Here is a 25,236-nt window from a genome sequence, read left to right as displayed (position 1 = left end):
GTCCAATTATCGGATCCTATACCCGATATGGGAGTACGGACGATCGGTTTAGTTAGGGGTGATCGCGCCAGTTACCGATCGCCATCCGGTTCGGGGACGGGGAGAGAAGCGGGATCGTACGGCGGCGAACCGGCCGATAAACGTTTCATAATTCGATCCAATCGTTTCTACACCGCGTCGAGGACGACGATCGAGAGGTAGAGCTGACCGGCCCCGGCGACGATCATCAGCCCGCCCGCCAGGCGCTCCAACGTCCGCCCGTGGCGGGCGAGCCGGCCGGCCCCCGCCATCAGCCCGGTTCCGGTCGCCACCGTCACCGCGACCATCAGGAGGACGATTCCGGCGATGTAGGTCCCGAAAACGAGCGCGGCGGAGGCGGTCGGCAACGAAAGCGCCCGCGCGACCACCATCAAGAACACCGGCGCGACACAGCCGACGGCCGCGAGCGCGTAGCCGACGCCGAAGATCCCGAATCCGACGACGCTCGAGCGCCGTTTCGGGAGCGAAAGCGAGAGCGACGGCGCCCGGCCCGCGACGACAAGCGCGCCGAGGACGACCAGCAGCCCGCCGACGACCGGCTCGAAGAGGGTGACCCGGGAGAACGCCTCGTTGCCGACGGCGAACGCGACCCCGATCAGCACGACCAGCGTCGCGAGGACGCCCGCGCCCGCGATCAGCCCGCGCCCGACGGCGCCCCCGACGGTCGCCTCCTCCCCCGTCTGGCTGGCGTAGAAGCCGACGTACCCCGGCAGGAGCGGGTACGCACACGGCGAGAAGAAGGTCGCGATCCCCGCGGTAAACGCGAAGGCGAGCGTCGTCGCGAGCCCCGGATCGAGGACGGACATCGGCTACTCCGCCGCCTCGATCCGGTTGACGATCCCGTCGGCCGAGAGGATCCCGCTGTGAGACCAGTCGACGACGCCCTCCCTATCGAGGACGACCGCGGTCGGGTAGCCGCTGACCTCGTAGCGTTCGCTCAACTCGCCCGTGGGGTCGAGCGCGACCGTCCACCCGCCGTCGTGGTCGGCCCACCACTCCCGGAGTTCGCCCTCGCTTACCGTCCGGCCGATCGGCTCGTTGGTCACCGAGACGAAGTCGGCCTCCGTTCGGTCCCTCGCCTCGGCGATCGCCGGCATCTGTTCCTTGCAGGGCGCACACCATGTCGCAAAGAAGTCCAGAAAGCGCACCCGGTCGGCGTCGAGGTTTGGGATCATCACCGTACCGTCGGTGCTGCCCGCGGCCTCGACGGTCTCGAGTTCGACCGGCTCCTCGGGTTCGGTGTCGTCGCCGAGAGAGGGACGACCGAAGACGGCGAGACCGGCGCCGCCGGCGACCACGCCCGCGCTCGCGATTCCGGCGAGGAGGTCCCGTCGGCGCATCCGAGTCACCCCGAGACGACCGTCTCGACGTCCTCGAGGATCGTCTCGGTCCCGACCTGGGTCGCCCTCGGATAGGCGCGTTCGACGACGCCGTCCTCGTTTCCGAGCAGGATCAGGGCGAAGTGGGTGAACGTGTACTCGTGACCGTCGTGGCCCGAGTGGTTCCCCTCGGCCTCCTCGACCGGGACCCGCTCGATCGGCATCCCGAACTCCTCGTCGACGAGTTCCATTGCCGTCTCGTTGTCCTCCGGCCGGAGGAAGTGCCAGTTGCCCGCGTCGAGATCGATGCCGAAGTCCTCGGCGTAGCTCTCGAGGCGGTCGGCGGTGTCGACGTCGGGGTCGAAGGTCAACGCGAGGAAGGCGATCTCGTCGCCGTATCCGTTGTCGGCGGCGTCGATCTGGGCCTGGAGGAGCCGCTGTACCAGCGCCGGGCAGACCCCGTCCGGACAGGTGGTAAAGAAGAAAGTCATCAGGATCGAACGCTCGCCCTCGAACTCCTCGGCAGTCACCGTCTCCCCGGTGAGCGGATCGGGAACCGAAAAGGCGGGGAAGTCGTCGCCGTGGGTCGGGTGAGAAGGGTCCCCGCGGCTCTCGGAGGGCGGATCGAGGACGGTCCGTCCTCCCCCGTCCGAGCCCCGAATCGTCCCGAGACAGCCCGCAGCGCCGACGGCACCGACGCTTCCGGCGACCCCGAGCGAACGGAGATACGCACGTCGTTCCATGGTCGGGGCCAGGGACCGAGAGGAGAAAGGGGCGTTGGTTCACGGGGGAACCGGAAGGCGTTTTTCCGCGCTCGCCCAACCGTCGACGATGAACCGACGAGCCGTCCTCCGGCGTGTCGGGACCGCCGGCGGACTGGCTCTCGCGGGCTGTCTCGAGGGGCTGGGCTTCGAGGAGGAGTCGGCCTGGCGGGACCCGCCGCTGGTCTCGGACCGGCCGGACGCGGTCTACGTCCCCGCCTCGACGGAGACGATGGGAACCTACGGGCGCGCCGTCGGCGAGGAGTACGCCGTTTCGCTGTCGTACACCGTCCCCCACCGGTTCTGGACCGTCGCCGGCCGCGAAACCAGCCGCGTCACCGTCGGAACCGACGACACGATCCACCTCATGTGTACCGTCTGGGCACCCGGCACCGACCACGTCCTCCCCGTCGAGGTCGGCGGCGACCTCCGCCGGGACGGCGAGTCCGTCCGGTCGTTTTCCCCCTGGCCGATGCTCTCTCAACGGATGGGTTTTCACTACGGCGACAACGTCGCCCTCCCCGATGAGGGAGCCTACACGCTCGAGCTCTCGGTCGGCCCGACCACGGCTCGCCCGGTCGGCGAGTTCGAGGGTCGGTTCGAGCGACAGGAGACGTTCGAGCTCGGCTTCGAGTACGAACGCTCCCAGATCCACGAGGTCGAGTTCGAGGAGGTGCCCGAGGACCGGCGGGGCGAGCGCGGCGCCCTGGAGCTGATGGATTACTCGGGGATGGACGGCGAGGGCGGGAACGGCGATCATGACGGCGAGAACGGGAGTCACGCCGCCAGCGATGGCGGCACGAGCGACGACCCCGGCCATCCGCCGACCTCCCGGGGAGTTCCGATCGAGGAGCTCCCGGGAACCATCCTCGGGAGCGCACGGACCGGCGACGCCGAGCTCTCGGTCGTCAAGACCGATCCCGTTTACGACGCGGAGTCCTACCTTGCCGTGTTCGCCCGGACCCCCCACAACGACGTGGTGCTCCCGTTCATGTCGCTGTCGGCACGGATCGGCGGCGAGGAGGCAGCGCTGACCGAGACCCTCGCGCCCGAACTGGGCCCCCACCACGGGGTCGAGACGGACGCCCTCGAGGCGGGGACGGAGATCACGGTCGCCGTCGAGGCCATCCCGCAGGTCGCCAGACACGACGGCTACGAGACCGCGTTCTTCGAGTTCGAGGACGTTACCGTGACCGTCGGCGAGTAAGGACGGGCTGGCGGTCGGGTCGGAGCGCGCCGGCACCGATAGGGGCTCGATAACTAATCCGGCTCCCTCCCTACGACGGGGGCATGTCGCGATCGAACCAGCCACGGGCCCGCGTCGCCTGCCCCGACTGCGAGACGACCGTCGTCGCCCCGATTCCCGGACCGCGGTCGAACGCCCCGCCCGGGAGCGACCGCCCCCGACTCAGGGGAACCGAGACGAGCTGTCGGAACTGCGAGCGCGAACTCGAGGTCTACTACTACTGACACGGCCTACGGGAGTCACGCCGGGAAACGGTCTATCAGTAGCCACGCCAGAGTTATCAATCCGCTTCACGTTATCGGTACCATGAATTCGACAGTACGAACCGACCGATCGTTCGGATACGTCTCCGTCGCAGCGGTTCTCCTCGGGGCGGCCGTTTTCGGCTACGGACTGCTCGTGACCAGCGTGTCGGTACTCGGCGGAGGATGGATCGCCGCGATCGGACTCGCGCTCGCGCTTTCGGGCGCGTTCGACACCGCCTGGGCCGGCCGGCGCCTGGGCCTCTCGGCGGGCGACCGGCGGACGCTGTCGCTGTCGTGTCTCGCCGTCGCCGCAGTCCTCGCGGTCGCGTTCGTCGTCGTCAACGGGTTCGGGGGCGTGGAGGTCACCGAGTTCGAATCCCCATGAGCGACCACGGGACGACCGACGGCGGGACGGAACGCACCGAGACGGTGATCGGGGACCTCGAGTTGACCCGCGGGCTGGCCATCCAGATGGCCGCGCTGGGAACGCTCGGGCTGTTCGTCGCGGTCGCCGCCCTCAGCGTTCTCTATCAGGGAGCCACCGGCGAGGCCGCAACGTTTCGGTTCGCGCCCGGCGTCGACTGGTGGACCGACGCCCTGAACCTGCTGGTGCTCGCCGTCCTGGGGACCGCGTTCGTCGTCCCCCACGAGTGGCTCCACGGGCTGGCGATCCGCCACTACGGCGGCGGGGCGAGATACGGCGTCGGCGTCGCCCACTTCGTCCTACCCTACGCCTACGCGACGACCGACCACGAATTCAGCCGCGACCAGTTCGTCGTCGTCCTCCTGACGCCGCTCGTGGTGTTGACCGGCGTGGGGGTCCCGGTCATGCTCCTCCTCGAGTGGGACTGGCTGATCGTGCCGCTCGCGGCCAACGCCGCCGGCGCCGTCGCCGACCTCTGGATGACGATGACGCTGCTCTCGTACCCCGCGTCCGTCCGCCTGGAGGACCACGAGACCGGCGTCAGGATCCTCGGCGACGAGCGCGACCGTCCCCGGGAGTTATCGGTGACGGCGCTGGTCTGGGACGCGCTCTCGGGAGCCGCCGTCGCCGTGATCGGGCTGCTGGCGGTCCTCGCGGTCGGCGGGCCCCTCGTGCTGTCGGCACTGGGCGTCGAGTCGCTCGCGGTCGGGACCGACGGGACGGTCACGTTCCTGTTCTCGTTCGTCTCCACGCCCGATGAGATCTCGTTCGCCGTCGGCCCGGGCGTCCTCGCCGTCGGCGCCGCACTCGGACTCTGCTATGCGTTCGCCCGGAGCTACCGGCGGCGGCGTCCCGCGGACGAACCGACCGACGCGGCCGACGTGGTGGCACCCGATCGGGAACGCTCGTCATAACGGGAGCCGTCGAGCGCTTCTGCAGGGGGCGGCGGGAAACGATGCCGGGGAACCAATCTACTTTGCCGTTCGGGCCCAAGAGCCGGCGATGTCGACGAACGAGGCGTTGGCCGGCGACTCCCTCCCGGCGAGCGACGCCTTCGGCGCCCTCGCCAACGAGGCCAGAATCGAGGTCGTTGAGGCGATGGGCCGGCGGGAGGCCGAGGACCGGACCCCGGCACGGTTCTCGGAGCTGTTCGCCGAAAGCGACGCGGAGACGACCGCGGGCTTTTCGTATCACCTCGACGCCCTCGTAGGACTCTACCTGCGAAAGGTGGAGACCGGGGACGGCTCCGGCGAATCGGCGGACGGCCGACACGGCGCGGGGTACGAACTCACCCACGCGGGCCGGGAAGTCGCCCGCGCGCTCGCGGCCGGGACGTACGCCCCCCGATCCGACCGCTCGGTCCCGGTCGGGGAGCCCTGTCCCCGCTGTGGCGAGGCGGGGCTCTCCGGAGAGTCGAGCGACGGCGTCCTCGCGATCGGGTGTGAGGCCTGCAGCCAGCCGATCCTCTCGCTTGCGGTGCCGGCCGGGCTGGCCGACGGCGGGGAGGTGCCCGAGGCGTTCGACCGCCACCACCGTCACCGCCTGGCCGCCTTCGCCGACGGGCGCTGTCCGGAGTGTGGCGGGCACGTCGAGCGCGAGGTCGTTCCCGCCGGCGAGGTGCGGGACGGATCGGCCGCGAGAGCGGGCGTCGAGGACCACGCGGACGCCGACCGGGTTCAGGCCGCGTTCTCGTGTGACCAGTGTGGCCACGGTCTCCGGGCACCCGTCACGCTCGCCGTCATGGACCACCCGGCCGTCGTCGCCTTCTACCACGATCACGGTCGCGACGTCGGGGATCGTCCCATCTGGAACGTCGGGAGCGAGTGGACGGAATCGATACTCTCCGAAGAACCCCTCTGTGTCCGCGTCGTCGCCGATCTCGCCGGCGACAGCCTCGCGCTCTACGTCGACCGCGACCTCGCTGTCCGGGAGGTCCAGCGGACCGACCGCAGTTAGCTCGCCGGCGTGAACCGGTCGATCTCCGCGGACGACAGCCGGGAGAAGGTAGCGGGCTCCCCGGCGTCGGGGGTCGCGACGGCCACCTCCTCGGGTTCGAGCGAGTCCTCGCGTGCGAGAGCCCCGAGCGCGAGTTCGATCCCGCGGTCGAGCGTTCCGGGTTCGTCCTCGAGGCCCTCTGCGAGGACAGAGCGGACCTCCCTGGCGTCGGCTCCGATCGCGCCGGCACGCCAGCCCGCGACCGTCCCGCCGGGATCGACCTCGAACAGTCCTCCGTCGGTGCCGGCGACGAGCAGGGCAGTACCGTAGGGACGGGAGCCCCCGGTTTGTGTGTGTTCCTGAACGTGGTCGGCGACCGCCCGCGCGAGCGCGTCGGTCCCGATCGGCTCGTCGTACCGGATGCGGTGGCCGGTGGCCGCCTCGCGGCCGACCTCCACGAGCCGCCGAGCGTCGGCGGCGTGGCCCGCGGCCGCGACGGCGGCGTGGTCGTCGATCTCGTGGATCTTTGCGACCGACTCGGGCTCGATCAGCGGCGAACGGAGCGGCCGCCGGGCGGCCAGGACGGGTCCCTCGGCCGTCCGGACGCCGACGCTCGGCGACCCGCGCGAGACGGCCTCCCGGGCGTACTCGACCTGGTAAAGCCGACCGTCCGGCGAGAAGATCGTCTGGCCGCGGTCGTAGGCCTGCCGGTCGGGCTCCATCTCAGGCCACCTCCTCGATCGAGACGCCCGCCCCGGAGAGCCGGGCGACCGTCACCCCGTCACCGCTGACGGCGTCGCGCTCGCTCGCCGCCCGGACCGCCCCGATGGCCGTCTCCTCGATCGCTTCCGGCGTCCCGCCGGTATCGACGCTTCCCTCGAGGGCGCCGTAGGCGAGTTGGGTCCCGCTGCCGCTCGCGGCGTACTCCGTGGCGAGGACGCCGCCCGCGGGGTCGATCTCGTAGACTGCCGGCGTGGGGCCGCTTTCGTCCCGATCGACGCCCGCCAGCAGGAGCCCGACGCCGAATCCCCCCTCGGCGATCAGCCGGCCGGCCACCGTCGCGATCGTTTCCACGCTCGCCTCGCCGTGGCGCTGCTCGTAGCGCCGGCGGTGGGCCCGCAGGCCCCGAAGGAAGGCCTGGGCGCCACCGACGGTGCCGGAGAAGGCGAGCGCCGCGCGCTCGGCGACGGGTTCGATCTTCCGGACCGACCGGTTGGTCACGAGCCGACCGCCGAGGCTCGCCCGCCGGTCGGCCGCGAGCACCGCTCCCTCGCTCCCGGCGACGGCGACGATGGTGGTCCCGGTCTCGATTCCCGTCGGTTCCGTTCCGTCGTCGATTCCACCGAACTCCTCGAGTTCCGATCGCATGGGAGAAGGGAGCGGCCGGAACGGGATCAACGATCGCTAAAATATCCTTGAGTCGTCGGGGTGTACGAATCGTCGGCCGCACGAACCTCCCCTACCAGCCCCGGGGCGAGTCGTTCAGCCGCTCACAGCCCTCATCCGTGACGACCACGAGGTCCTCGATCCGGACGCCGAACTCGCCCTCGAGGTAGATCCCCGGCTCGACCGAAAAAACCATCCCCTCCTCGAGCCGGCGATCGTTGCCCGCCGCGATGTAGGGCGGTTCGTGAACTTCGAGGCCGACGCCGTGGCCCGTCCGGTGGACGAAGGCGTCGCCGTAGCCCGCCTCCTCGATCACGTCGCGGGCGGCGCGATCGACGTCGCTCGCGGCGACGCCCGGCTCGACGCGCTCGACGGCGGCCTCCTGGGCTCGGGCGACGACCTCGTGGACATTCCGGTAGTCGGGAGTCGGCTCCCCGCCGAAGGCGACCGTCCGGGTCTGATCGCCCGGGTACTGGGGGCCGCTGGGACCGTCCCAGCCGACGAACGCGCCGAAGTCCATGACGACGGGCTCGCCCGCCCGGATCTCGCGGTCGCCGGGGCCGTGGTGAGGGCGGGCGCCGTTCTCGCCGGCGGCGACGACCGTCCCGAAGGCGGGTTCGAGGCCGCCCTCCTCGACGAGCAGGCGGTCGACCTCGCGAGCGAGGTCGCGTTCGGTGGTTCCCACCACGCCCTCCCCGCGCTCGCGGATCTCGCTGGCGACCCGGTCTGCGACCCTCCCGGCCCGCCGCAGGGCCGCGAGTTCGGCCTCGTCCTTGCGGATCCGGAGCGGTTCGACGATCGCGCTCGCCAGTCCGTCGATTCGGATGCCCGGGAGCGAGCGGAGATCCTCCGTAAAGCGCGCCCACATCCGGTCCTCCACGAGCAGGCGAGTGGGGCCCCCGGCGAGCCCGCTGTCGGCGAGGACGCTCTCGACCAGCGCGGTCGGTTCCTCGCCGTCGCCGTAGAGCCGTCGGTCGGCGACCGGAGTCTCGGCGAGCTCAGCGGCGTACATCCGGGGGGCGACGAAGGCGGGCTCTCCCTCGCGAGGGACGATCAGGAACAGGTGGCGTTCGGATGGCGATTCGGCGAACCCCGTGAGGTAGGTCAGGTTCGGTCCCGGCGAGAGTACGAGGGCGTCGGCCGCGAGGCGCTCCCGGCAGGCGGCGAGGCGGCGCTCGAACGGATCGGACATGCGCTTCACGTTGGCGCGCGTGGAAGGTCAATCCCCCGGCCGCGGCGTCGTCGGAGGGGGTAGATTCAATGGCCTGGGACCGGTATGAGAGCCATGACGATGCAGGGGGACAACGCACCCGTCGGGGACCTGTTGGGTGGATCGAATGGCTCCTGACGAGGCGACGGCCCGGTCGGAAAGCGAGGATCGGGAGGACGGCGAGACCCCGCGAGCACCCGGACGGCTCGTCGTGGCGTCGAACCGCCAGCCCTATCGCCACGAGTACGGCGAGGACGGTGGAATCGAGGTCGACGCCCCCACCGGCGGACTGACCGCGGGGCTCGATCCCGTCGTCTCGAGTTCGGGCGGGACGTGGATCGCGTGGGGCGACGGCGAGGCAGACCGAGAGGTCGCCGACGACGAGGGACGGGTCGCGGTCCCGCCCGGCGAGGAGTCCTACACCCTCCAGCGGGTCTGGCTCCCCGAGGCGGCCGTCGAGGGCTACTACTACGGCTTCAGCAACCGGGTGCTCTGGCCGATCTGTCACGAGTTCGTCGACCTGATCGACCACCGCCCCGAGGACCGCGACTGGTATCGCCACGTCAACCGGGAGTTCGCCGACGCGATCGTAGACCACGCAGACGAGGAGTCCGTCGTCTGGCTCCAGGACTACCACCTCGGGCTCGCGCCCGCGATGGTGAGCGAGGCCGTCCCCCCCGAGACGACCGTCGCCCAGTTCTGGCACATCCCCTGGCCTCGAGCCGGCGCCTTCCGGGCGGTGCCCGACGGTCGCGAACTGCTGGAGGGACTGCTGGGCAACGACCTGCTGGGCTTTCACGTCGAGTCCTACGTCGCGACGTTCCTCGACTGCGTCGAGGAGTTCGTTCCCGGGGCGAGCGTCGACCGCGAGACCGCCATCGTCGGCCACGGGGACGGCGAGACCCGCGTCGTCGCCACTCCGATGGGCGTCGACGCCGAGAGCTACGACGAGCGCTCCCGGGCGGTCGATCGCTCGCAGTGGGAGCGTCTGAAAGAACGCTACGACCTCCCGACGGAGGCGACGGTCGCCGTCGGCGTCGATCGCCTCGACTACACGAAAGGGATCCCCGAACGGCTAGCGGCCATCGAGGAACTGCTCGCGGAGTACCCCCGCTGGCGCGGGGAGTTCACGTTCGTCCAGAAGGGGACACCGAGCCGGACCGACATCCCCGCCTACCGCGACCTCGGGGAACGGGTCCGGAGCGAGGTCGCCCGGATCAACGACCGCTTTGGCACCGACGACTGGCGCCCGATCGTCTACACCGAGGAGTTCTTCTCCCAGGAGGAACTCTGTGCGCTCTATCGGTACGCCGACGCGATGATCGTCAGCCCCCTCCTCGACGGGATGAACCTCGTCTCCCAGGAGTACGTCGCCGCGAGCGTCGACGGCGGCGCGCTCGTCCTGAGCGAACGCGCGGGCGCGACCGAGGTGTTGGGCGAGGACGTCTACACGATTGACCCGGCGGCCACCGACTCGTTCGCGGCGACGATCGACGAGGCCCTGAGCGCGCCCGAGGCCGAGCGAACCGCCCGGATGGACCGGCTGCGCGAGCACGTCTTCGATCACGATCTCGAGTGGTGGATGGACCGCCAGTTCGACGAGATCGCCCGCTGTCGGAACGACGGTGCCGACCGCGACGGCGGTCGCCCGGGACCGGGCTCGGAAACCGACTCCGCGGCGGAACCGGGACCGTTTTCCGACTCCCCGCTCTCGGACCCGGAGTGATGGCGACGCCGGAGCCGACCGCACGCGTAGAGGAGTCGATCGCCGGCCTCCGGGAGGGTATCCGCGGCGCTTCCCACCTCCTCGTCTGTCTGGATTTCGACGGGACCCTCGCACCGATCGTCGAGGAGCCCGGCGCCGCGGCGATGGCGGACGGGAATCGTGCGGCCGTCGAGGCCCTCGCCGCCGACCCCGCGGTGACGACTGCGGTCGTCACCGGCCGGGCACTGACCGACATCCGACAGCGCCTCTCGCTGCCGATCACCTACGCCGGCAACCACGGACTGGAACTCTACCGCGAGGGCGAACTCGCCGTCCACCCGATCGCCCGCAAGCGCGCGTCGCTGGTCGGTCGGGTGTCGGAAACCCTCGAGGCCGCTCTCGGGCCGATCCCGAACTACCGGATCGAGAACAAACGCCTGACGGGCACCGTCCACGTTCGCTCGGTCCCCGAGCCGGCCCGCGAACGGGTGTACGCGACCGTCGAGGACGTCGTCGACCGGCTCGCGGGCGGCCGTCTCGAGACCTCGCGGGGCAAGCGGATCGTCGAGTTCTCGCCGTCGGTCTCCTGGGGGAAAGGCGAGGCCGTGCGGCTCTTAGAGCGGTCGGCGCCGGAGGGAACCGCCGTCGTCTACCTCGGCGACGACGTCACCGACGAGTCGGCGTTCCGGGAGCTAGAACCCGAGGACGTCGGCGTCTACGTCGGCAGCGGCGACTCGGCGGCCTCCTGTCGGGTGGAGTCGCCCGCGGCGGTCACCGAACTGCTCGCGTGGCTCGCGGGGACGGGGACCAGCCTCCTCGACGAGCCGACGTCCGTGCGGTGAACGGACGTGGTGAAACGGTGGGGGGTGTGGGTTGGACGGAGCGGTGAGATGCCGTCGTGGCAACGACGTGGTGGGGGATCGGTTGCACGGGTCGGTCTCCGTACGGGCTCGCGTCCACCCGTCCGAACGGACGGGCCCGCCCGCCTTATAATTTCCGATAGAAATAGCCCCCAGATAGAGCGGCCGAAAGGCTTAGTTCCCGTCGGAAATGTAAACCGAATAGCGAGTGTGAACGCGCGTGAGACTCCGACAACCCACCGACTTCCTCATCCTCGAGGCGCTCGAGTCCCGGGGACGGAACGTCGCAACGAACCTGGCGGCCCACACCGGAAAGAGCCGGAAGAACATCAACACCCGGTTGCCGGTGCTCGAGGATTACGGGCTGGTCTCGAAGGTCGGCCCGGCCGAACGCTCGGGACTGTACGAAATCACCCACAAGGGGAAAGCCGCCCTCGTCTACCGAGAGAAGTACGGCGAGGTCGAGGACTTCGAGGAGCTGATCGAGGGTCCCGACGCCCGCGCGACCGTCGAGGCCCGGGAGGCCGAGGCGGGGTTCGTTCGGGGCGACGAGGACGACGAGGAGTGAGCGGCGAGTAACTCGGCGTGGTCCTCGATGAGCGAGACGTCTACCGATCGGTGTCCCGGAGGATCCGCCGGTAGGCGGCGAGCAGCCGTTCTTTTTCGGCTTCCCAGCTGTACTCCGCGATGACCTTTCGGCGACCGGACTCGCCCATCTCCGCCCGTCGGTCGGGGTCGGCCAGCAGGTCGGCGATGGCGTCGGTCGGCTCTTCGTCCTCGGGAACAACCGTCGCGTACTCGTCGCTCCGGTACGGTCGGAGCGAGGGGACGTCAGTCATAGCGACCGGGAGTCGACAGTAGAGGTACTCGAAGAACTTCGTCGGCACGTTCCGGGCGAACCGGTCCTCGTCGGCCAGCAGGAGGCCGACGTCGGCTGCGGCGAGGTAGGAGAAGATCCGGTCGTAATCGACGTAGCCGAAGAGCCGAACGTGGCTCTCGATCCCGCGGTCGGCCATCAGCGTTCGGGCACGGGCCTCGATCGCGTCGTCCTGGAACGGGCCGAGCAACCAGAGTTCGGCGTCGATCCCCCGCTCCCGGAGGTCCGCGAGGGTTCGAAGCATCGCGAGCAGGCCACGCTCGCGGTCGAGACCGCCGACGTAGGTCAGGACGTACTCGGCCTCCCTGGAGGCCGGCGGGGCGCCGATCTCGCTGTCCCCGACACGCGGGAAGTTCCTGACCGAAACCACGGGCGAGGAGCTCCGGGCAGCGATCCGATCGCGGGTGGCGTCGTCGGCGGTGACGACGAGGTCGAGGCGGTCGGTCAGCAGCGACTGGACCACCGGGAACGTCTCGGCGAGGGGCGACTTCAGGGATGGTGGGATCCACTCGCGGACGCGGATCGCGTCGGCGTAGTCCTCGTGGACGTCGTAGACGACCGCGGCGTCCGTCGTCATCGAAAGGGCGACGGCGATCGGGAGCAGTTCGGGGTCATGGCAGTGATAGAGAGCGGCCTCGCGGTCCCTGGCGGCCCGGTAGAGTCGGCCTAGGTTCCGCCAGCGCTCCTCGCGGGTGTCGGGGTCGCCGACCGAGAGCACGGTGATCCCGTCGCGGACGAGCGACCGTTCGTGGTGGGCGATCAGCGTCGCCTCGTAGCCCGCTCCCGCGATGCTCCGGAGTTGCTTGTGGAAGATCCGTGGATCGAACGGCTGGTGGACCGACGTGAGGTGGACGATCTCAGTCATCGCGGCTCACCGTCTCCCAGGTCACGATGTTTCGCCCGTGCAGGAAGTTCGCGAGACCCCTTGCCATCCCGTAATTGGCGACCAGGAAGTAGTAGGGGACGTGGACGACCGTCGGGGTCTCCCGTCCCGCCCGGTCGAGGGCGGCGCCGGCCGCCGCGAGCCCGTAGCAGACGAGTTGGGCGCCGAGGACGGCGACGGAAAGCGGGGACGGCGAGACGGCGACGAGCCCGAGCGTCGAGACGAGGATGGCTCCGAGAAAGACCGGCGTGAGCCACCGCAGCACCTTGTGCGACCAGAGCTGGAACGCGAACGTCGGGTACGAGAGGGGGTTCAGGAGGTGGGCGTAGCTCGCGACGGTGTGCCAGGATCGGGTGACGATCCGGCTTCGTCGGCCGAGTTCCTCCCCGACCGAGGTTCCGGTGTCCTCCCAGGCGACCGCGTCGGGTTCGTACGCGATCCGCCCGCCTTCGCCCACGATCGCCAAGGGTTCGGCGAAGTCGCTGATCGCCTCGGCGGGGAGGGGGACGTACGCCGACCGGCGGACGGCGTAGATCGAGCCGTTGCCCGTCACCGTCGAATGAAACGCCGACTCCAGGCCCTTGATCCACGACTCGTAGCGCCAGTACATCGACTCCCCTTCGACCTCGCTTTCGTCCCGGTACTGGAGTTCGCCGGCGACACAGCCGACGCCCTCGCCGAAGCCGGCGACGAGGTGCCGGATCGCGTCGGGTTCGTACATGCTGTTGGCGTCCGAGAAGACGATCACCTCGCCGTCGGTCGCGGCGACCGCGCGGTTCTGGCACTCGGTTTTTCCGACCCGTCCCTCGATCCGCAGGAGGGAGACCCCGCTGTCCTCGTAGGAGCGAACGATCTCGTCGGTTCGGTCGGTCGAGGCGTCCGAGAAGACGACGATCTCGAGTCGGTCCTCGGGGTAGTCGAGCTCCAGGCTGTTCTCTATTTTCTCGGCGATCACCTCCTCCTCGTTGTAGGCCGCGACGACGAGCGAAACGGTGGGGAGGTCGCCGGTTCGGTCCGGGTTCGATCCCCGGCCGGCGGCGACGAATCCGTAGAGAGCGAGCGGGTAGAGGACGTAGGAGTGGGCGGCCAGCAGCGAGGAGGCCCCGAGGACCGCGATCAGGACGGTCTCGATCATCGGCGTTGAGCGCGACGACTCGGTTCCGTCCACGTCTCCTCTCCCGTTCTCGCGGCGATCCCGCGTGGCCGACGGCGGGCGCGACCGCCCTCCCCACGGTCGGCCACCTCGGAGCCGACCGATCGCCACGGAACCTTCATTACTCCCGACCAGCCCGCCCACTCTTAAGAGAACTGCGCTTTTCGCCACCCGCGACGTCGCCGTCCGCCGCGGCGCCGGTCGTCGATCCCCCTCGAGTCGGACGACGGTTTTTGTAGCAACGGGCCCAAACGCCCGGCAATGAAGGTCATCAAGGACAGCGTCCACGACCACATCGCCGTCGAGGGGATCGCCCGCGAACTGCTCGATACCCCGACGGTCCAGCGCCTGCGTGGGATCGCCCAGTTGGGGACGGTGTCGCTGGTCTATCCCTCCGCGAACCACACCCGCTTCGAGCACAGTCTGGGAGTCTACCACCTCGCCTGCGAGGCCTTGGAGCAGCTCGGAATCGACGGACGGCAAGCGACCCGCGTCGAGGCCGCGGCCCTGCTCCACGACGTCGGCCACGGCCCCTTCAGCCACAACGTCGAGGGGGTCGTCCACCGCGAGACCGGCCGCTACCACGACGATGTCGGCGACCTGCTCGCCTCGGGGGAGGTCGCGGCGATCCTGGAGGACCACGGCCTCGATCCCGCGGCAGTCGCCGGCCTCGTCGCCGGCAAGGGGCGGTTCGGCCAGCTCGTCTCGGGGGAGCTCGACGTGGATCGGATGGACTACCTCGTCCGGGACGCCCATCACACCGGCGTCCCCTACGGCACGATCGACCACGGCCGGCTCGTTCGCGAACTGACCTTCGTCGACGGCGAGCTCGTCCTCGGCGAGGGCAACGTCCAGACCGCCGAGAGCCTGCTGGTCGCCCGCGCGCTGATGAACCCGACGGTGTACAACCACAGCGCCGCCCGGATCGCGAAGGCCATGCTCAGGTGTGCGGTCGAGGGGCTGATCGACTCGGGGGCGGTCGAGGCCGAGCGGGTCGCCCGGATGGACGACCACGACCTGATCGTCTCGCTTCGCCGCACCGACGAGACCGAGACGTTCGCGCGCCGGCTCGACCACCGCGAGCTCTACAAGCGGGCCGTCTGGGCCGAGATCGACGACGTTCCCGGCGGGATCATCGAGGCCGATCACGACTCGATCCGGGAGTTCGAAGGAGAGATCGCCGGGGAGGCCGGCGTCTCCCCCGACGAGGTGATCGTCGACGTTCCCGACCGGCCCTCGATGACCGAATCGACGTCCCGCGTCGTGGTCAACGGCGAGATCCGCCGGCTCGGGCGCCAGTCCGCCCTCGTGGACGCGCTCCGGGCGGCCCAGTACTCCCAGTGGCGCCTCGGGGTCTACTCGCCCCCCGAGGTCCGCGAGCGCGTCGGCCACGCCGCGGTCCGGACTCTGGGCTTGGAGATCGACGGGCCACTGGTGAGCGAGACCCGCGACGGGCTGTACGCGACCCTGGATCAGTTCGCCGAGTAGGACCCGAAGGCGAGCCAGTCAAGGGGGCGGACGTGAAACGCCCGGCATGGAACTCTCCGGAACGATCCTCCGGGGCCGCGACCTCGAGGCGATCGAGGGCCGGCTCGTGATCGAAAACGGCCGGATCGAGCAGCTCGAGGAGGAGTCGGTGGAATCGACCGACATCGTCTCGCCCGCGTTCGTCAACGCCCACACCCACGTCGGGGACTCGATCGCGAAGGAAGCCGGCGGCGGCCTCACCCTGGAAGAACTCGTCGCCCCGCCCGACGGGCTCAAACACCGCCTTCTGCGGGCGGCCTCTCGCGAGGAACTGGTCGCCTCGATCCGCCGGTCGCTGCGATTCATGCGCGAGGGCGGGACGGCTGCGTTCATGGATTTCCGGGAGGGCGGCGTCGAAGGGGTATCGGTCCTCCGGGAGGCGGCCGAGGGGATCGACATCGAGGCCATCGCCTACGCCCGGGAGTCGATCGAGGCGATGGAGGCAGGCGACGGGTTCGGCGCCAGCGGCGCCAACGACGCCGACTTCGACCGCGAGCGGGCCGCGGCCCGCGAGGCCGACAAACCGTTTGCGATCCACGCTGGCGAGGGCGATCCCAGCGACCTGACGCCCGCGCTCGACCTCGATCCCGCCTATCTGGTCCACGTCGTCCACCCCGAGCACGAACATCTCGAACGGATCGAGCGCGAGTCGGTTCCGGTCGTCTGCTGTCCGCGCTCGAACCTCGTCACCGGCGTCGGGCTCGCGCCCTTCGAGGAACTCGCTTCCAGAACGACCCTCGCGCTCGGGACCGACAACGTGATGCTCAACTCCCCCTCGATGTTCCGGGAGATGGAGTTCACGGCGAAGTGTTCGGAACTCCCCGCCCGCGAGATCCTCCGGATGGCGACCGTCAACGGGGCCGAGATCGCCGGACTCGACTACGGCCCGATCGAGGCGGGCGAACGGGCCGCCGTGATGGTCATCGACGGCGACTCGGACAACCTCGCGGGCGCTCGAGACCCGATCCGGGCGATCGTCAGGCGTGCGGGCGTCGACGACGTCCGGGCGGTCCACGCGCCCCCGGCGTGACCGGCGGGCGTGGCCGGTGGGACCATGCGAACACACGATACAATTATTACGGTTCCGGTCGTATGTCACACGATAGCGCATGTACGATCGGATCCTGGTTCCAACGGACGGCTCGAGGGAGGGCGAGCGCGCCGTCGAGTACGCCCTCGAGCTCGCCGCGACCCACGGAGCGACGGTCAAAGCGATCTACGTCGTCAACGCGGCGAGCTACGGCGGGCTCCCGATGGAGACCGCCTGGGACGGGATCAGCGACGCCCTCCGGGAGGAGGGCCAGTCCGCGGTCGATCGCGTCGAGGAGATGGCCGAAGCGCGCGGGGTCGAAGCCGAGACCAGCGTCGTCGAGGGATCGCCGAGTCGGGTGATCGTCGAGCAGGCGGCCCCCGATCGCTGCGATCTCGTCGTAATGGGAACCCACGGCCGGGGCGGAATCGACCGGCTCCTGCTCGGCAGCGTCGCCGAACGCGTGGTGCGGTCGTCGCCCGTGCCCGTCCTCACCGTCCGCGTCGGCGACGAGAGCTACGAGGAAGCCGCCGCGGGCGTCGAGGCCGCCGTCGAGTGATCAGACGGGCCGGAGGTGCTCGCAGTCGCCCGCCGCGACCGTCTCTCTCCGTTCGCCCGTCTCGATCACCAACCCTCCGGAGTCGGTGACGTCGACCGCCCGGCCGACGACCGCGCCCCCCGGCGCGTCGACCCGGACGCGCCTCCCGATCGTCGCCGTCAGTTCGCGCCACGCGGGGACGACGCCCTCGAGATCCCCCCGGAGCGCGTCGAACTCCGAGAGGAGTTCGTGGACGACGGCCCGTCGATCGACGTCGCCGACCAGTTCCCGAAGCGTCGTCGCTCCCTCGGGCAGTTCGCCGGAGTCGACGTTCGCGTTGAGTCCGACGCCGACGATCAGCCACCCGATCCGGTCGGCCTCGCCTTCCATCTCCGTGAGTACGCCCGCGAGCTTGCGGTAGTCGGTCGACTCGTCTCCCGTGAGGACTACGTCGTTGGGCCACTTGATCCGGGCATCGACGCCCGCAGAGCGGACGGCTCGTGCGGTCGCGACCGCGCCCGCGAGCGTGTAGAGGGGGGCCCGCGCGGGTGCGATCGAGGGCCGCGAGAGCATGGAGAGCCAGATCCCGCCCGGCGGCGAGGACCACCCCCGGTCGAGGCGCCCCCGGCCGCCGGTCTGTTCGTCCGCGACGACGACCGCGTCGGTCGCCCCTTCCGCCGCGAGCTCGCGGGCGCGGGCGTTCGTGCTCGGGAGCGAATCGTGGTACTCCACCGCGAACGGGGCGTCGAGGCCGTACTCGAGGGCCGGTCCGTTGTAGTCGGGGACCGACTCGAGGACGTACCCCTCCGACCCGCTCTCGACCTCGAACCCTGCCTCCCGGAGGGCCTCGACGTGCTTCCAGATCGCCGCCCGGGAGACCGCCAGGCGCTCGGAGAGTTCCGGTCCCGAGACCGGTCCCGCAGCGAGCGCGTCGAGGATCGCCCGTCGCGTGTCGTTCATGGCGGGGGAACGAGGAGGACCCACTTCAGAGGTACGTCTCCGCCATCGTCTCCGCTAGGAGGCCCTCGGGGTCGAGGACGATGAAGACGACGACGAACGGCTCCTCGGGATCGATGACCCAGACCGAAAACGGCGGCTCCTCGTCCTCGGCTGCCCGCGCGACGAGCGGCTCGATGGGTTTCTCGCCGTCGCGGAACTCGGCAAAGAGATCGCGCTGGCCGGACTGGTCGGCGAAGGTGTAGACGACACCGTTGGCCCGACCGTCGGTGTCCTGGGTCACTCTGGCGTTCATCGCGTCGCCCGCCGAGCGCGCGGCCTCGAAGCAGGTCTCGGCGGCCTCGAAGATCGGCTCGCGGGTGCGGAGAAAGCGAAACCGAGTGTCGGTGAGGACCGTCCAGTCGGCGATCGCAGGCTCGTCGCCCGACCAGTCCAGCGTCGCCTCGATCCGATTACCCGACGCGAGGTCGGGCGCGCTCTCTCGGGGGACGTACGTCGGGTCCGCCGACTCGACGTCTAAGAGCAGCCATTCGTCGTCGTCGCGGCCCGGGAGAACGCGAAACCGGCCTTCGGTCGCCGCCATCTACTCGAGCTCCCGGAGCTTCGCCCGGCCGGGTTCGATCAGTTCGTCGAGGGAGGCCGCGAGCGCGCCCTTCGCGTCGGCGGGATGGAGTTCGCCGCTTTCCAGATCAGCCGCAAGGTCCTCGTAGCTCCCGTACTCGAGGTCGCCGCCGTACTCCTCGGGGCGCTCCACGACGACTTCCGAGAACCGGGGGAAGACGTGGTACTCGAACAGTTCGAGGACCGGGTTCTCGAGGTCGCCCTCCGGGTCGCGCGTCGGCGGGCAAAAGGCCGAGTTGACCTTCTCCTCTAACTCCTCCGTCGAGTCCGCCATCGAGATCGTCACCCCCGCGCTCGAGGACATCTTTCCCTCCCCCGTGGTGAGGTCGGCGACGATCGGGGTGTGCAGACAGGGCCGGGCCTCGTAGCCCAGTTCGGGCAGCGTCTCGCGGGCGAGCATGTGAACCTTGCGCTGGTCGATGCCGCCGACCGCGAGGTCGAGGTCGAGGTACTCGATGTCCAGGGCTTGCATCAGTGGGTAGACGACGTGGCTCACTCTCGGGGTTTCGCCGCCCTGGAGCTCGGCCATCGCGCGCTGGGCGCGATTCAGCGAGGTCTCGAGCTCAAGGGCGTGGAGGTCGAGGCCGTAGTCCTCCTCGAGTTGGTAGGACGAGCCGTAGACGAACTCGGTGTTTTCCTCGTCGAGGCCGTAGGCCAGAAACTGGGCTTTCATCCGTTCTGCGGTCTCGCGGATCTCCTCGAAGCTTCCCTTGCCGTTGAGGTAGGCGTGGACGTCCGCGAGCAGGACGACGACTTCCATTCCCGCCCGCTGGAGGTCGATGAGCTTGTTCGCGGTCAGCAGGTGGCCGACGTGGAGCACGCCGGAGGGCTCGTAGCCGACGTAGGCGCGCTTGCCCGCGGGGTCGGCCGCGAGCGCCTCGACCTCCTCACTCGTGACGGCCTCGGCGACGTTTCTCGTGATCAACTCGGCGGGGTCGGTTCCCGAGGAACCCTCGGAGCCGGCCGTGTCGGTGGTCATGTAGGTACGGTGCCGGGGGAAGGATTTAGGCGTTTGCGAATCGCGTTACCACGCCGGTCGCACCGGCGCGGTCACGCGTCCGTAAGCACCCGCAGGACGAGCCCCGTCAGGATGACGGCGGCCCCGAGGAGCGATGTGATCGGCTCCGGGAGGAACAGGAATACGACGCCGGCCAGCAATACGACGGTCGAGATGCGTACCATGACCGATGGTTGGCGCCCGGAGGGGTAATCCTGTTGCAAGCATCGCCAGCCGGCGGTCAGTCACGAACCGTCGCCGACTCCGCCGTCCCCTCCGCGAGATCGACCTCGACTCTCCGGGCGGCGTAGCCGAAGACGTCGCTGTAGCCGTACGGAGAGACCAGCACCGGGTAGAACGGCTCCTCGGCGGTTCGGGCCTCGCCGTCGGCGGCCGCGAACGCCTCGCCGGCGTCGACCCGGGTGAAGTTCTCGACGAAGACCTCGTAGTTCTCCGCGTGGCCCTTCGAGAGCCGATCGACGAGCCGGAAGACCGGAACGTCCCGCCGGACGGTGTCCCCCGGCAGGGCGCCGACGGCGGTCAGGAACGCCCGGGTCAGTCGGTCCGCGTTCTCCGCCGCGGTCTCGCTTCCCTGGAGACCACACTCGACCTCGATCGTCTCGACGGCGGTAAAGAGCCGACCCGCGGCGAACGGACCCGAATCCACGATCGCGGTGATCGGAAGCCGGGGGCAGATCTCCCTCGCACGGTCGCCCAGCCCGTTGACGATGGCGAACGGCTCGGCGTGGCTCTGGGTCGAGTGCATCGAGAACGTCAGACAGTTCTCGAGTTCGGCCGCGAGTTCCGCGGCGAGGCGACCCTCGTGGGTGTCGGCGTCGGGGTCGCCGGGAAAGGCCCGGTTCAGGTCCTCGTCAAGAAAGCGGACCCGTCGTTCGAGGGCCTCCTCGTTGGCGACGATCAGCTTCACCGGCCGGCTGACGGCGGGGTCGTCGTCGAGCAGGCGTTCGATCGCCCGGACGCCACAGGGCTCGTCGCCGTGAACCCCGGCGACGACCGCGATCTCGGGGTGGCCCGACCCGAGTTTGGCGACTTTCATCGCCGGACGTAGGTCGAGCCGGTTGAAAGGCGGTTCGATTCGGCGACTTCCCGTCACCCTCGGTTCCCGGCGTGCCGGTTACGTAGGTGGAGTCCGAAGGTCCGTCCGTGAACGACCACACCCGCGAGGAGTCCGTCGGGCCGCCGACATCGGGTAATCCCGCCGGCTGGGACGCCGGCAGGGGCCCGTCAAACGGGTGGGAACACGGCACGCTCCGGCTTTCGGTCGTCCGCGGCGTCGCCCTCTACAACGACGGCGCGTTCCACGAGTCCCACGACTGCTTCGAGGCCGAGTGGTACAACTACGGCCGGGGCACCACGGAAAGCGCCTTCCTCCACGGGATGGTCCAGGTCGCCGCGGGCGCCTACAAGCACTTCGACTTCGGCGACGATACCGGGATGCGCTCGCTGTTCGAGACCGCCCTCCAGTACCTCCAGGGCGTACCCGACGACTACTACGGTGTGGACGTAACCGACGTCCGGGCCACGCTCTCGGAGGCGCTGGCCGAGCCGGCGACCCTCGAGGGCTGGCGGATCGAACTCGACGGCGACCATCCGGCCGCCCGGGAGGCCGACTACGAGTACGCGGCGGGTCTCGAGTAGAGATCGAAGCGCGAGAGAGTGGAAACCGGGGCACTTAACCGTGATTCGACCCAACGGACGGCCGCGTGCGAGGGTAGCCAAGCGGCCAACGGCGGCGGACTCAAGATCCGCTCTCGTAGGAGTTCGTGGGTTCGATTCCCTCCCCTCGCATCGCACGAGGCGCGCCGACGCGCCGCGATGCGGCAAGAGAGCGCACCTCTTGCCCTCGCAAACTACTGATCGAACCCGGAAAGCGACGGCTACCGACCGGATCGACAGCCCAGGCCTGCCGAGACAACCACAGGGCTTTGACGGTTGGTCCCATTTGTCGCCGACATGAGCGACACGCGCGAACCACGGATCGAGGTCGCCCGCCGGGCGGCCGAGATCGGGAGCGAGATCGCCCTCGAGTCCTACCGGGCCGAACTCGCGATCGACTACAAGGACGGGAAGACCGACGCGGTCACCCAGGCAGACCGGGACGCCCAGACCGCCGTCGTCGAGGCGATCGAGGCCGAGTATCCGGGGGAGACGGTCGTCGGCGAGGAGGAGGGCACCCCGAAGGAGGTCCCCGAGTCGGGCCCCGCCTGGATCGTCGATCCCATCGACGGCACGAACAACTACGTCCGGGGGATCCCCGTCTTCGGGACCGCGATCGGCGTCGTCCGCGACGGCGAACCGATCGCGGGCGCCTCGGTCTTTCCCGCGCTCGAAGACCGATATCTGTCGGGTCCGGAGGGTGCCACCCGAAACGGCGAGGCGATGTCCGTCTCGGCCGTCGACGATCCCGAACTCGCCACGCTGTCGCCGACGTTCTGGTGGGAACGGGATCGTCGCGAGGAGTACGCCGTTGCCTGCCGGGAGATCGTCGAGCGCTTCGACGACATGCGCCGCTTTGGCTGCGGGCAGGCGACGCTCGCGATGGTCGCCTCGGGGGCGCTGGAGGGAACGATCTCGAACGTCTACGCCCACCCCTGGGACACCGTCGCCGGCGTCCACATGATCCGGGAAGCGGGGGGACGGGTCACGGATCTCGCGGGCGAGCCCTGGCGCCACGACAGCAGGGGGCTCGTCGCGACCAATGGCGCCGAGGGGATCCACGGAGAGGCGCTCGCGGCGGCTCGCGCGACCGACGAGGTGCGGTAGGACCGACTCGCGATCCGCCGCCAGCGCCACAGGATCGGAACCATAAAACGGTCGTACGACGGGGTATCGGGCATGAACGAGTTCGTCGATCGCGTCGGCCCGGTGCGTCTCTGGGTCGCGGTCGTCATCGCGGCGGCGACGGCCCTGGTCGTCGGGATCGTCGCCTTCCCCCAGCGGGTCTACGTCGATTTCGTCTGGCAGTACTACTGGGGTCCGGTCGTCGCCGACGCCCACAGCTGGTCGTGTGTCGCCTGGAACGGCGGCGCGGCAGTTGAGTGTGGCCCCGAGACGACCGGGCCGACGGCCTCCCCGGGGTACACCGTCGTCTCGTACGCGGGTTACGTACCGACGCTGTTGCTCCTGCTCGTCGGTATCCTCTTTCTGATCAGGCGCTACGACGTCGATCGCTACCGGGCGGGCTTTTTCGCCCTCTTCCCGTTCATGCTGTTCGGGGGGGCACTCCGGGTCGTCGAGGACGCGAACGCGACCGCCTTCGCCCGAACGGGGGAGCTGGCGATCCCGATGCCCTACTCCGGATTCTTGATCAGCCCGCTGATCTACTTCACGGTCTTTTTCGTCGCGCTCGCGGCGGCGGCGATCGCAGTCATCGCCGACCGGAAGGGGTACGTCGAGGGCTACGAGTACCCGCTTGCGGGGATCGGGACGACGCTCCTGGTCGGGACGATTGCCTACCTGAGCTACGTCGCGGCGACCGAACCCTACTCGACGTTCCACCCGCTGATCCCGCTGGTCGTCCTCGTCGGGGCGAGCGCCGTCACCGCGATCACGTGGTGGGCCATAGAGACCTACGCGCCCGAGACCAACTACGGGACCCGCTACATGGGGATCGTCGTCATCTGGGCCCACGCGGTCGACGGCGTCGCGAACGTCGTCGGCCTCGACTGGGCGACCGCGCTCGGCCTGCCCGCGAACCTCGTCCCGAAACACCCGATCAACGCGGCGATCGTCGACTACACCGGCCGGCTGCTCCCCGCCGACGTCGTCGCCGTCACCGGCCAGGCCTGGCCGTTCCTGCTCGTCAAGATCGCCGCGGCCGTCCTCATCGTCCGGGTGTTCGACGCCCGGTTCTTCGAGGAGAGTCCGCGTCTCGCCTACCTCCTGATGGTGACCGTCGTCGCCGTCGGCCTCGGCCCCGGCACCCGGGACATGCTCCGGGCGACCTTCGGCGTGTAGACCGCGGGGGTTAATCCGCCTCGGCCGGCAAGGAGGTCCATGAAGGAGTCCGAGGGCTGGTTCCGGGACGTCGAGCCCGGGGATCTCGAGGGCGCCCGCGCGGCCATCACCGACGGGCGTGCCGACGAGCCCCGCGACTGGCCGGCCGCAGCCGTCGAGACGGGGTTCGCGGCCGATACGGAAGAGTACTACGACGCGCTCCACGGGGCGACGCTCGCGGCGACCCGAGCCGCCGTCGCCGAGCGCGAGGTCGCCGACGACCGCCGGCTGATCCACATGGTTCGGGCGATGGACGACTGCCGCCGGCTCTCGAACGAACTCGCCGAACGCCTCGCGGAGTGGGGCAGTTCGGTCGACGAGGGCGGGACCGGCGTCGAGTACGCCCGCACGGTCGTCGCGGGCGAGTCCGGTCCCGCCGATCCTGCGGTCCGGTCGCTCGCCGATCGGGTCGTCGATCTGGCCGACGAGGCCGACCGTCTCGAGGACGACGTCGAGCGGCTGGCGGCCTCCGTTACCCCCAATCTCGCGGCGCTCGCGGGACCCGTCCTCGCCGCGCGGCTCTGTTCGCTGGCGGGCGGACTCGAATCGCTGGCGAAGAAACCCAGTGGCACGGTCCAGGTGCTCGGCGCCGAGGACGCGCTGTTCGCCCACCTCCGGGGACAGGCCACCTCGCCGAAACACGGCGTCATCTACACCCACGACGCCGTCCGGGGGACGCGTCCCGAGGATCGCGGTTCCGCGGCGCGGGCCCTCGCCGGCAAGCTCTCGATCGCCGCGCGGATCGATCACTACTCGGGCGACCGACGGCCGGAACTCGAGGCCGACCTCGCCGAGCGCATCGAGACGATCCAGGCGCGCGCCGGGGACGGACCCGAGGGGGACGGCCATGAGTGAGACCCTCCCCGAGGGCGTCGAACGCCGGGAGATCGACGGGCGCAAACGGCTCGCGACCCGCGGTGAGGCCGTCTACGGCGAACCCACCGACGGCGAGTGGCGCGCCTGGGACCCCGATCGGTCGAAGCTCGGCGCGATGATCGAACTCGGGATGGACGTCGGGCTCTCGGGCGGCGATCGAGTGTTGTACCTGGGTGCTGCAAGCGGCACTACAGTGAGTCACGTCGCCGACTTCGCGGGGCCGACCTACGCCGTCGAGTTCGCGGCCCGGCCCGCACGCGACCTCCTCTCGGTCGCCGATTCCCGGCCGCGGCTGTTCCCGCTTCTCAAGGACGCCCGCAAGCCCGAGACGTACGCCCACGTCGTCGAGGCTGGACTCGACGCCGTCGTCCAGGACGTCGCCACCCGCGGCCAGGCCCGGGTCGCCCGGTTGAACCGCCGATTCCTCGCCGACGATGGCCGGCTCCTGCTTTCGGTGAAGGCCAGAAGCGAGGACGTCACCCGCGGTCCCGAAGCCGTCTTCAAGGAGGTCCTCGAGGAACTCGAAGAGGAGTACGAGGTCCTCGAACGGAGTCGCCTCGACGACTACCACGACGACCATCTGGGCGTGGTCGCCAGCCCGCGCTGACGCGGACTCCAAACCGTTATTTA

General features: G+C 69.8%; 29 protein-coding genes and 1 tRNA gene. 17 read left to right on the top strand and 13 right to left on the bottom strand.

Annotated features, from left to right (window positions below):
* Positions 1-167: 167 nt before the first annotated feature.
* The 3 genes from DVH23_RS11420 to DVH23_RS11410 are packed head-to-tail and all read right to left on the bottom strand — an operon-like array spanning position 168 to position 2,101.
* Complete coding sequence (locus DVH23_RS11420) at positions 168-845, bottom strand: cytochrome c biogenesis CcdA family protein (RefSeq protein ID WP_114577563.1); 678 nt, start codon at positions 843-845, stop codon at positions 168-170.
* 3 nt (positions 846-848) lie between these two features.
* Positions 849-1,379 (bottom strand): TlpA disulfide reductase family protein, encoded by a 531-nt coding sequence (locus tag DVH23_RS11415; protein WP_114577696.1) that lies wholly within the window; start codon positions 1,377-1,379, stop codon positions 849-851.
* 5 nt (positions 1,380-1,384) lie between these two features.
* A complete protein-coding gene (locus DVH23_RS11410) occupies positions 1,385-2,101 on the bottom strand; it encodes an SCO family protein (protein WP_114577562.1) in 717 nt (238 codons plus the stop codon).
* A gap of 88 nt (positions 2,102-2,189) precedes the next feature.
* On the opposite strand from DVH23_RS11410, the gene DVH23_RS11405 reads away from it, so the two are divergent.
* The 5 genes from DVH23_RS11405 to DVH23_RS11385 all read left to right on the top strand — a co-directional run bounded on the left by DVH23_RS11405 (position 2,190) and on the right by DVH23_RS11385 (position 5,990).
* Positions 2,190-3,326 (top strand): iron transporter, encoded by a 1,137-nt coding sequence (locus tag DVH23_RS11405; RefSeq protein WP_114577561.1) that lies wholly within the window; start codon positions 2,190-2,192, stop codon positions 3,324-3,326.
* Between the two features lie 83 nt (positions 3,327-3,409).
* On the top strand, positions 3,410-3,589 hold the full coding sequence (locus DVH23_RS11400) for a hypothetical protein (protein ID WP_114577560.1): 180 nt from the start codon (positions 3,410-3,412) through the stop codon (positions 3,587-3,589).
* A gap of 82 nt (positions 3,590-3,671) precedes the next feature.
* A complete protein-coding gene (locus DVH23_RS11395; protein WP_114577559.1) occupies positions 3,672-3,995 on the top strand; it encodes a hypothetical protein in 324 nt (107 codons plus the stop codon).
* A complete protein-coding gene (locus tag DVH23_RS11390) occupies positions 3,992-4,948 on the top strand; it encodes a DUF3267 domain-containing protein (RefSeq protein ID WP_114577558.1) in 957 nt (318 codons plus the stop codon). Before DVH23_RS11395 ends, DVH23_RS11390 begins: the two co-directional genes overlap by 4 nt.
* 88 nt (positions 4,949-5,036) lie before the next feature.
* The gene (locus DVH23_RS11385; protein WP_114577557.1) at positions 5,037-5,990 is read left to right on the top strand and encodes an ArsR family transcriptional regulator; all 954 of its coding nucleotides are present in this window, start codon (positions 5,037-5,039) and stop codon (positions 5,988-5,990) included.
* On the opposite strand, the gene DVH23_RS11380 is transcribed toward DVH23_RS11385, so the two are convergent.
* The 3 genes from DVH23_RS11380 to DVH23_RS11370 form a co-directional block, all read right to left on the bottom strand.
* Positions 5,987-6,691, bottom strand: coding sequence for an archaeal proteasome endopeptidase complex subunit alpha (locus tag DVH23_RS11380; RefSeq protein ID WP_114577556.1), 705 nt, complete (start codon positions 6,689-6,691; stop codon positions 5,987-5,989). The two genes, DVH23_RS11385 and DVH23_RS11380, sit on opposite strands and share 4 nt — an antisense overlap.
* Position 6,692: 1 nt before the next feature.
* A complete protein-coding gene (locus DVH23_RS11375; RefSeq protein WP_114577555.1) occupies positions 6,693-7,337 on the bottom strand; it encodes a proteasome subunit alpha in 645 nt (214 codons plus the stop codon).
* A 91-nt stretch (positions 7,338-7,428) separates the two neighbouring features.
* Positions 7,429-8,547, bottom strand: a complete 1,119-nt coding sequence (locus tag DVH23_RS11370; RefSeq protein WP_114577554.1) for a Xaa-Pro peptidase family protein — start codon at positions 8,545-8,547, stop codon at positions 7,429-7,431.
* A 145-nt stretch (positions 8,548-8,692) separates the two neighbouring features.
* Between DVH23_RS11370 and DVH23_RS11365 the strand changes: the two genes are divergently transcribed.
* The 3 genes from DVH23_RS11365 to DVH23_RS11355 all read left to right on the top strand — a co-directional run bounded on the left by DVH23_RS11365 (position 8,693) and on the right by DVH23_RS11355 (position 11,698).
* A complete protein-coding gene (locus tag DVH23_RS11365) occupies positions 8,693-10,291 on the top strand; it encodes a trehalose-6-phosphate synthase (RefSeq protein WP_114577553.1) in 1,599 nt (532 codons plus the stop codon).
* Positions 10,291-11,112, top strand: coding sequence for a trehalose-phosphatase (gene otsB / locus DVH23_RS11360; RefSeq protein ID WP_114577552.1), 822 nt, complete (start codon positions 10,291-10,293; stop codon positions 11,110-11,112). Before DVH23_RS11365 ends, otsB begins: the two co-directional genes overlap by 1 nt.
* Positions 11,113-11,350: 238 nt before the next feature.
* Positions 11,351-11,698, top strand: a complete 348-nt coding sequence (locus DVH23_RS11355) for a winged helix-turn-helix domain-containing protein (protein WP_114577551.1) — start codon at positions 11,351-11,353, stop codon at positions 11,696-11,698.
* Positions 11,699-11,738: 40 nt separating this feature from the next.
* Here the strand turns inward: DVH23_RS11355 and DVH23_RS11350 are convergent, their stop codons facing one another.
* Positions 11,739-12,872, bottom strand: a complete 1,134-nt coding sequence (locus tag DVH23_RS11350; protein ID WP_114577550.1) for a glycosyltransferase family 4 protein — start codon at positions 12,870-12,872, stop codon at positions 11,739-11,741.
* On the bottom strand, positions 12,865-14,025 hold the full coding sequence (locus DVH23_RS11345) for a glycosyltransferase family 2 protein (protein WP_114577695.1): 1,161 nt from the start codon (positions 14,023-14,025) through the stop codon (positions 12,865-12,867). Before DVH23_RS11345 ends, DVH23_RS11350 begins: the two co-directional genes overlap by 8 nt.
* Positions 14,026-14,304: 279 nt before the next feature.
* Between DVH23_RS11345 and DVH23_RS11340 the strand changes: the two genes are divergently transcribed.
* The 3 genes from DVH23_RS11340 to DVH23_RS11330 all read left to right on the top strand — a co-directional run bounded on the left by DVH23_RS11340 (position 14,305) and on the right by DVH23_RS11330 (position 17,159).
* The gene (locus tag DVH23_RS11340; protein ID WP_114577549.1) at positions 14,305-15,531 is read left to right on the top strand and encodes an HD domain-containing protein; all 1,227 of its coding nucleotides are present in this window, start codon (positions 14,305-14,307) and stop codon (positions 15,529-15,531) included.
* 46 nt (positions 15,532-15,577) lie between these two features.
* Positions 15,578-16,600, top strand: a complete 1,023-nt coding sequence (locus DVH23_RS11335; protein ID WP_114577548.1) for an amidohydrolase family protein — start codon at positions 15,578-15,580, stop codon at positions 16,598-16,600.
* Positions 16,601-16,679: 79 nt separating this feature from the next.
* On the top strand, positions 16,680-17,159 hold the full coding sequence (locus tag DVH23_RS11330) for a universal stress protein (RefSeq protein WP_114577547.1): 480 nt from the start codon (positions 16,680-16,682) through the stop codon (positions 17,157-17,159).
* Here the strand turns inward: DVH23_RS11330 and DVH23_RS11325 are convergent, their stop codons facing one another.
* From DVH23_RS11325 to DVH23_RS11305, 5 genes are all read right to left on the bottom strand, one after another.
* Positions 17,160-18,098 carry a biotin--[acetyl-CoA-carboxylase] ligase gene (locus tag DVH23_RS11325; protein ID WP_114577546.1) on the bottom strand — a complete coding sequence of 313 codons (939 nt, stop codon included), beginning with the start codon at positions 18,096-18,098 and terminating at the stop codon, positions 17,160-17,162. It lies immediately after the preceding gene.
* 25 nt (positions 18,099-18,123) lie between these two features.
* Positions 18,124-18,678: a DUF6663 family protein gene (locus DVH23_RS11320; protein WP_114577545.1), complete on the bottom strand. Its 555-nt coding sequence runs from the start codon at positions 18,676-18,678 to the stop codon at positions 18,124-18,126.
* The gene (locus DVH23_RS11315; protein WP_114577544.1) at positions 18,679-19,695 is read right to left on the bottom strand and encodes a tyrosine--tRNA ligase; all 1,017 of its coding nucleotides are present in this window, start codon (positions 19,693-19,695) and stop codon (positions 18,679-18,681) included.
* Between the two features lie 71 nt (positions 19,696-19,766).
* A complete protein-coding gene (locus DVH23_RS11310; RefSeq protein ID WP_114577543.1) occupies positions 19,767-19,898 on the bottom strand; it encodes a transporter in 132 nt (43 codons plus the stop codon).
* A 56-nt stretch (positions 19,899-19,954) separates the two neighbouring features.
* Positions 19,955-20,770 (bottom strand): succinylglutamate desuccinylase/aspartoacylase family protein, encoded by an 816-nt coding sequence (locus DVH23_RS11305; protein ID WP_114577542.1) that lies wholly within the window; start codon positions 20,768-20,770, stop codon positions 19,955-19,957.
* 107 nt (positions 20,771-20,877) lie between these two features.
* Between DVH23_RS11305 and DVH23_RS11300 the strand changes: the two genes are divergently transcribed.
* The 6 genes from DVH23_RS11300 (at position 20,878) to DVH23_RS11275 (ending at position 25,213) form a co-directional block, all read left to right on the top strand.
* Positions 20,878-21,372, top strand: a complete 495-nt coding sequence (locus tag DVH23_RS11300; protein ID WP_114577541.1) for a DUF309 domain-containing protein — start codon at positions 20,878-20,880, stop codon at positions 21,370-21,372.
* Positions 21,373-21,439: 67 nt separating this feature from the next.
* Positions 21,440-21,522, top strand: a tRNA-Leu gene (locus tag DVH23_RS11295).
* A 165-nt stretch (positions 21,523-21,687) separates the two neighbouring features.
* Positions 21,688-22,497 (top strand): inositol monophosphatase, encoded by an 810-nt coding sequence (locus tag DVH23_RS11290; RefSeq protein WP_114577540.1) that lies wholly within the window; start codon positions 21,688-21,690, stop codon positions 22,495-22,497.
* Positions 22,498-22,569: 72 nt separating this feature from the next.
* Positions 22,570-23,691, top strand: coding sequence for a DUF63 family protein (locus tag DVH23_RS11285; protein ID WP_114577539.1), 1,122 nt, complete (start codon positions 22,570-22,572; stop codon positions 23,689-23,691).
* A 39-nt stretch (positions 23,692-23,730) separates the two neighbouring features.
* Positions 23,731-24,585: an NOP5/NOP56 family protein gene (locus DVH23_RS11280; protein ID WP_114577538.1), complete on the top strand. Its 855-nt coding sequence runs from the start codon at positions 23,731-23,733 to the stop codon at positions 24,583-24,585.
* Positions 24,578-25,213 carry a fibrillarin-like rRNA/tRNA 2'-O-methyltransferase gene (locus tag DVH23_RS11275; RefSeq protein WP_114577537.1) on the top strand — a complete coding sequence of 212 codons (636 nt, stop codon included), beginning with the start codon at positions 24,578-24,580 and terminating at the stop codon, positions 25,211-25,213. The genes DVH23_RS11280 and DVH23_RS11275 overlap by 8 nt, the downstream gene beginning before the upstream one ends.
* Positions 25,214-25,236 lie beyond the last annotated feature (23 nt).

Source organism: Saliphagus sp. LR7 (genome assembly GCF_003344565.1).
Classification (GTDB): domain Archaea; phylum Halobacteriota; class Halobacteria; order Halobacteriales; family Natrialbaceae; genus Saliphagus; species Saliphagus infecundisoli.
This window is presented reverse-complemented; position numbering and strand designations above follow the sequence as displayed.

Bases quoted from the DNA above. Each gene is read 5' to 3' on its own strand.
- DVH23_RS11330 (WP_114577547.1), top strand. From the start codon at position 16,680: ATGTACGATCGGATCCTGGTTCCAACGGACGGCTCGAGGGAGGGCGAG.
- DVH23_RS11285 (WP_114577539.1), top strand. From the start codon at position 22,570: ATGAACGAGTTCGTCGATCGCGTCGGCCCGGTGCGTCTCTGGGTCGCG.
- DVH23_RS11415 (WP_114577696.1), bottom strand. From the start codon at position 1,379: ATGCGCCGACGGGACCTCCTCGCCGGAATCGCGAGCGCGGGCGTGGTC.
- DVH23_RS11280 (WP_114577538.1), top strand. From the start codon at position 23,731: ATGAAGGAGTCCGAGGGCTGGTTCCGGGACGTCGAGCCCGGGGATCTC.
- DVH23_RS11320 (WP_114577545.1), bottom strand. From the start codon at position 18,678: ATGGCGGCGACCGAAGGCCGGTTTCGCGTTCTCCCGGGCCGCGACGAC.
- otsB (WP_114577552.1), top strand. From the start codon at position 10,291: ATGGCGACGCCGGAGCCGACCGCACGCGTAGAGGAGTCGATCGCCGGC.
- DVH23_RS11340 (WP_114577549.1), top strand. From the start codon at position 14,305: ATGAAGGTCATCAAGGACAGCGTCCACGACCACATCGCCGTCGAGGGG.
- DVH23_RS11275 (WP_114577537.1), top strand. From the start codon at position 24,578: ATGAGTGAGACCCTCCCCGAGGGCGTCGAACGCCGGGAGATCGACGGG.
- DVH23_RS11385 (WP_114577557.1), top strand. From the start codon at position 5,037: ATGTCGACGAACGAGGCGTTGGCCGGCGACTCCCTCCCGGCGAGCGAC.
- DVH23_RS11380 (WP_114577556.1), bottom strand. From the start codon at position 6,691: ATGGAGCCCGACCGGCAGGCCTACGACCGCGGCCAGACGATCTTCTCG.
- DVH23_RS11405 (WP_114577561.1), top strand. From the start codon at position 2,190: ATGAACCGACGAGCCGTCCTCCGGCGTGTCGGGACCGCCGGCGGACTG.
- DVH23_RS11420 (WP_114577563.1), bottom strand. From the start codon at position 845: ATGTCCGTCCTCGATCCGGGGCTCGCGACGACGCTCGCCTTCGCGTTT.
- DVH23_RS11290 (WP_114577540.1), top strand. From the start codon at position 21,688: ATGAGCGACACGCGCGAACCACGGATCGAGGTCGCCCGCCGGGCGGCC.
- DVH23_RS11365 (WP_114577553.1), top strand. From the start codon at position 8,693: ATGGCTCCTGACGAGGCGACGGCCCGGTCGGAAAGCGAGGATCGGGAG.
- DVH23_RS11315 (WP_114577544.1), bottom strand. From the start codon at position 19,695: ATGACCACCGACACGGCCGGCTCCGAGGGTTCCTCGGGAACCGACCCC.
- DVH23_RS11370 (WP_114577554.1), bottom strand. From the start codon at position 8,547: ATGTCCGATCCGTTCGAGCGCCGCCTCGCCGCCTGCCGGGAGCGCCTC.
- DVH23_RS11345 (WP_114577695.1), bottom strand. From the start codon at position 14,025: ATGATCGAGACCGTCCTGATCGCGGTCCTCGGGGCCTCCTCGCTGCTG.
- DVH23_RS11325 (WP_114577546.1), bottom strand. From the start codon at position 18,098: ATGAACGACACGCGACGGGCGATCCTCGACGCGCTCGCTGCGGGACCG.
- DVH23_RS11390 (WP_114577558.1), top strand. From the start codon at position 3,992: ATGAGCGACCACGGGACGACCGACGGCGGGACGGAACGCACCGAGACG.
- DVH23_RS11410 (WP_114577562.1), bottom strand. From the start codon at position 2,101: ATGGAACGACGTGCGTATCTCCGTTCGCTCGGGGTCGCCGGAAGCGTC.
- DVH23_RS11400 (WP_114577560.1), top strand. From the start codon at position 3,410: ATGTCGCGATCGAACCAGCCACGGGCCCGCGTCGCCTGCCCCGACTGC.
- DVH23_RS11305 (WP_114577542.1), bottom strand. From the start codon at position 20,770: ATGAAAGTCGCCAAACTCGGGTCGGGCCACCCCGAGATCGCGGTCGTC.
- DVH23_RS11310 (WP_114577543.1), bottom strand. From the start codon at position 19,898: ATGGTACGCATCTCGACCGTCGTATTGCTGGCCGGCGTCGTATTCCTG.
- DVH23_RS11395 (WP_114577559.1), top strand. From the start codon at position 3,672: ATGAATTCGACAGTACGAACCGACCGATCGTTCGGATACGTCTCCGTC.
- DVH23_RS11335 (WP_114577548.1), top strand. From the start codon at position 15,578: ATGGAACTCTCCGGAACGATCCTCCGGGGCCGCGACCTCGAGGCGATC.
- DVH23_RS11375 (WP_114577555.1), bottom strand. From the start codon at position 7,337: ATGCGATCGGAACTCGAGGAGTTCGGTGGAATCGACGACGGAACGGAA.
- DVH23_RS11350 (WP_114577550.1), bottom strand. From the start codon at position 12,872: ATGACTGAGATCGTCCACCTCACGTCGGTCCACCAGCCGTTCGATCCA.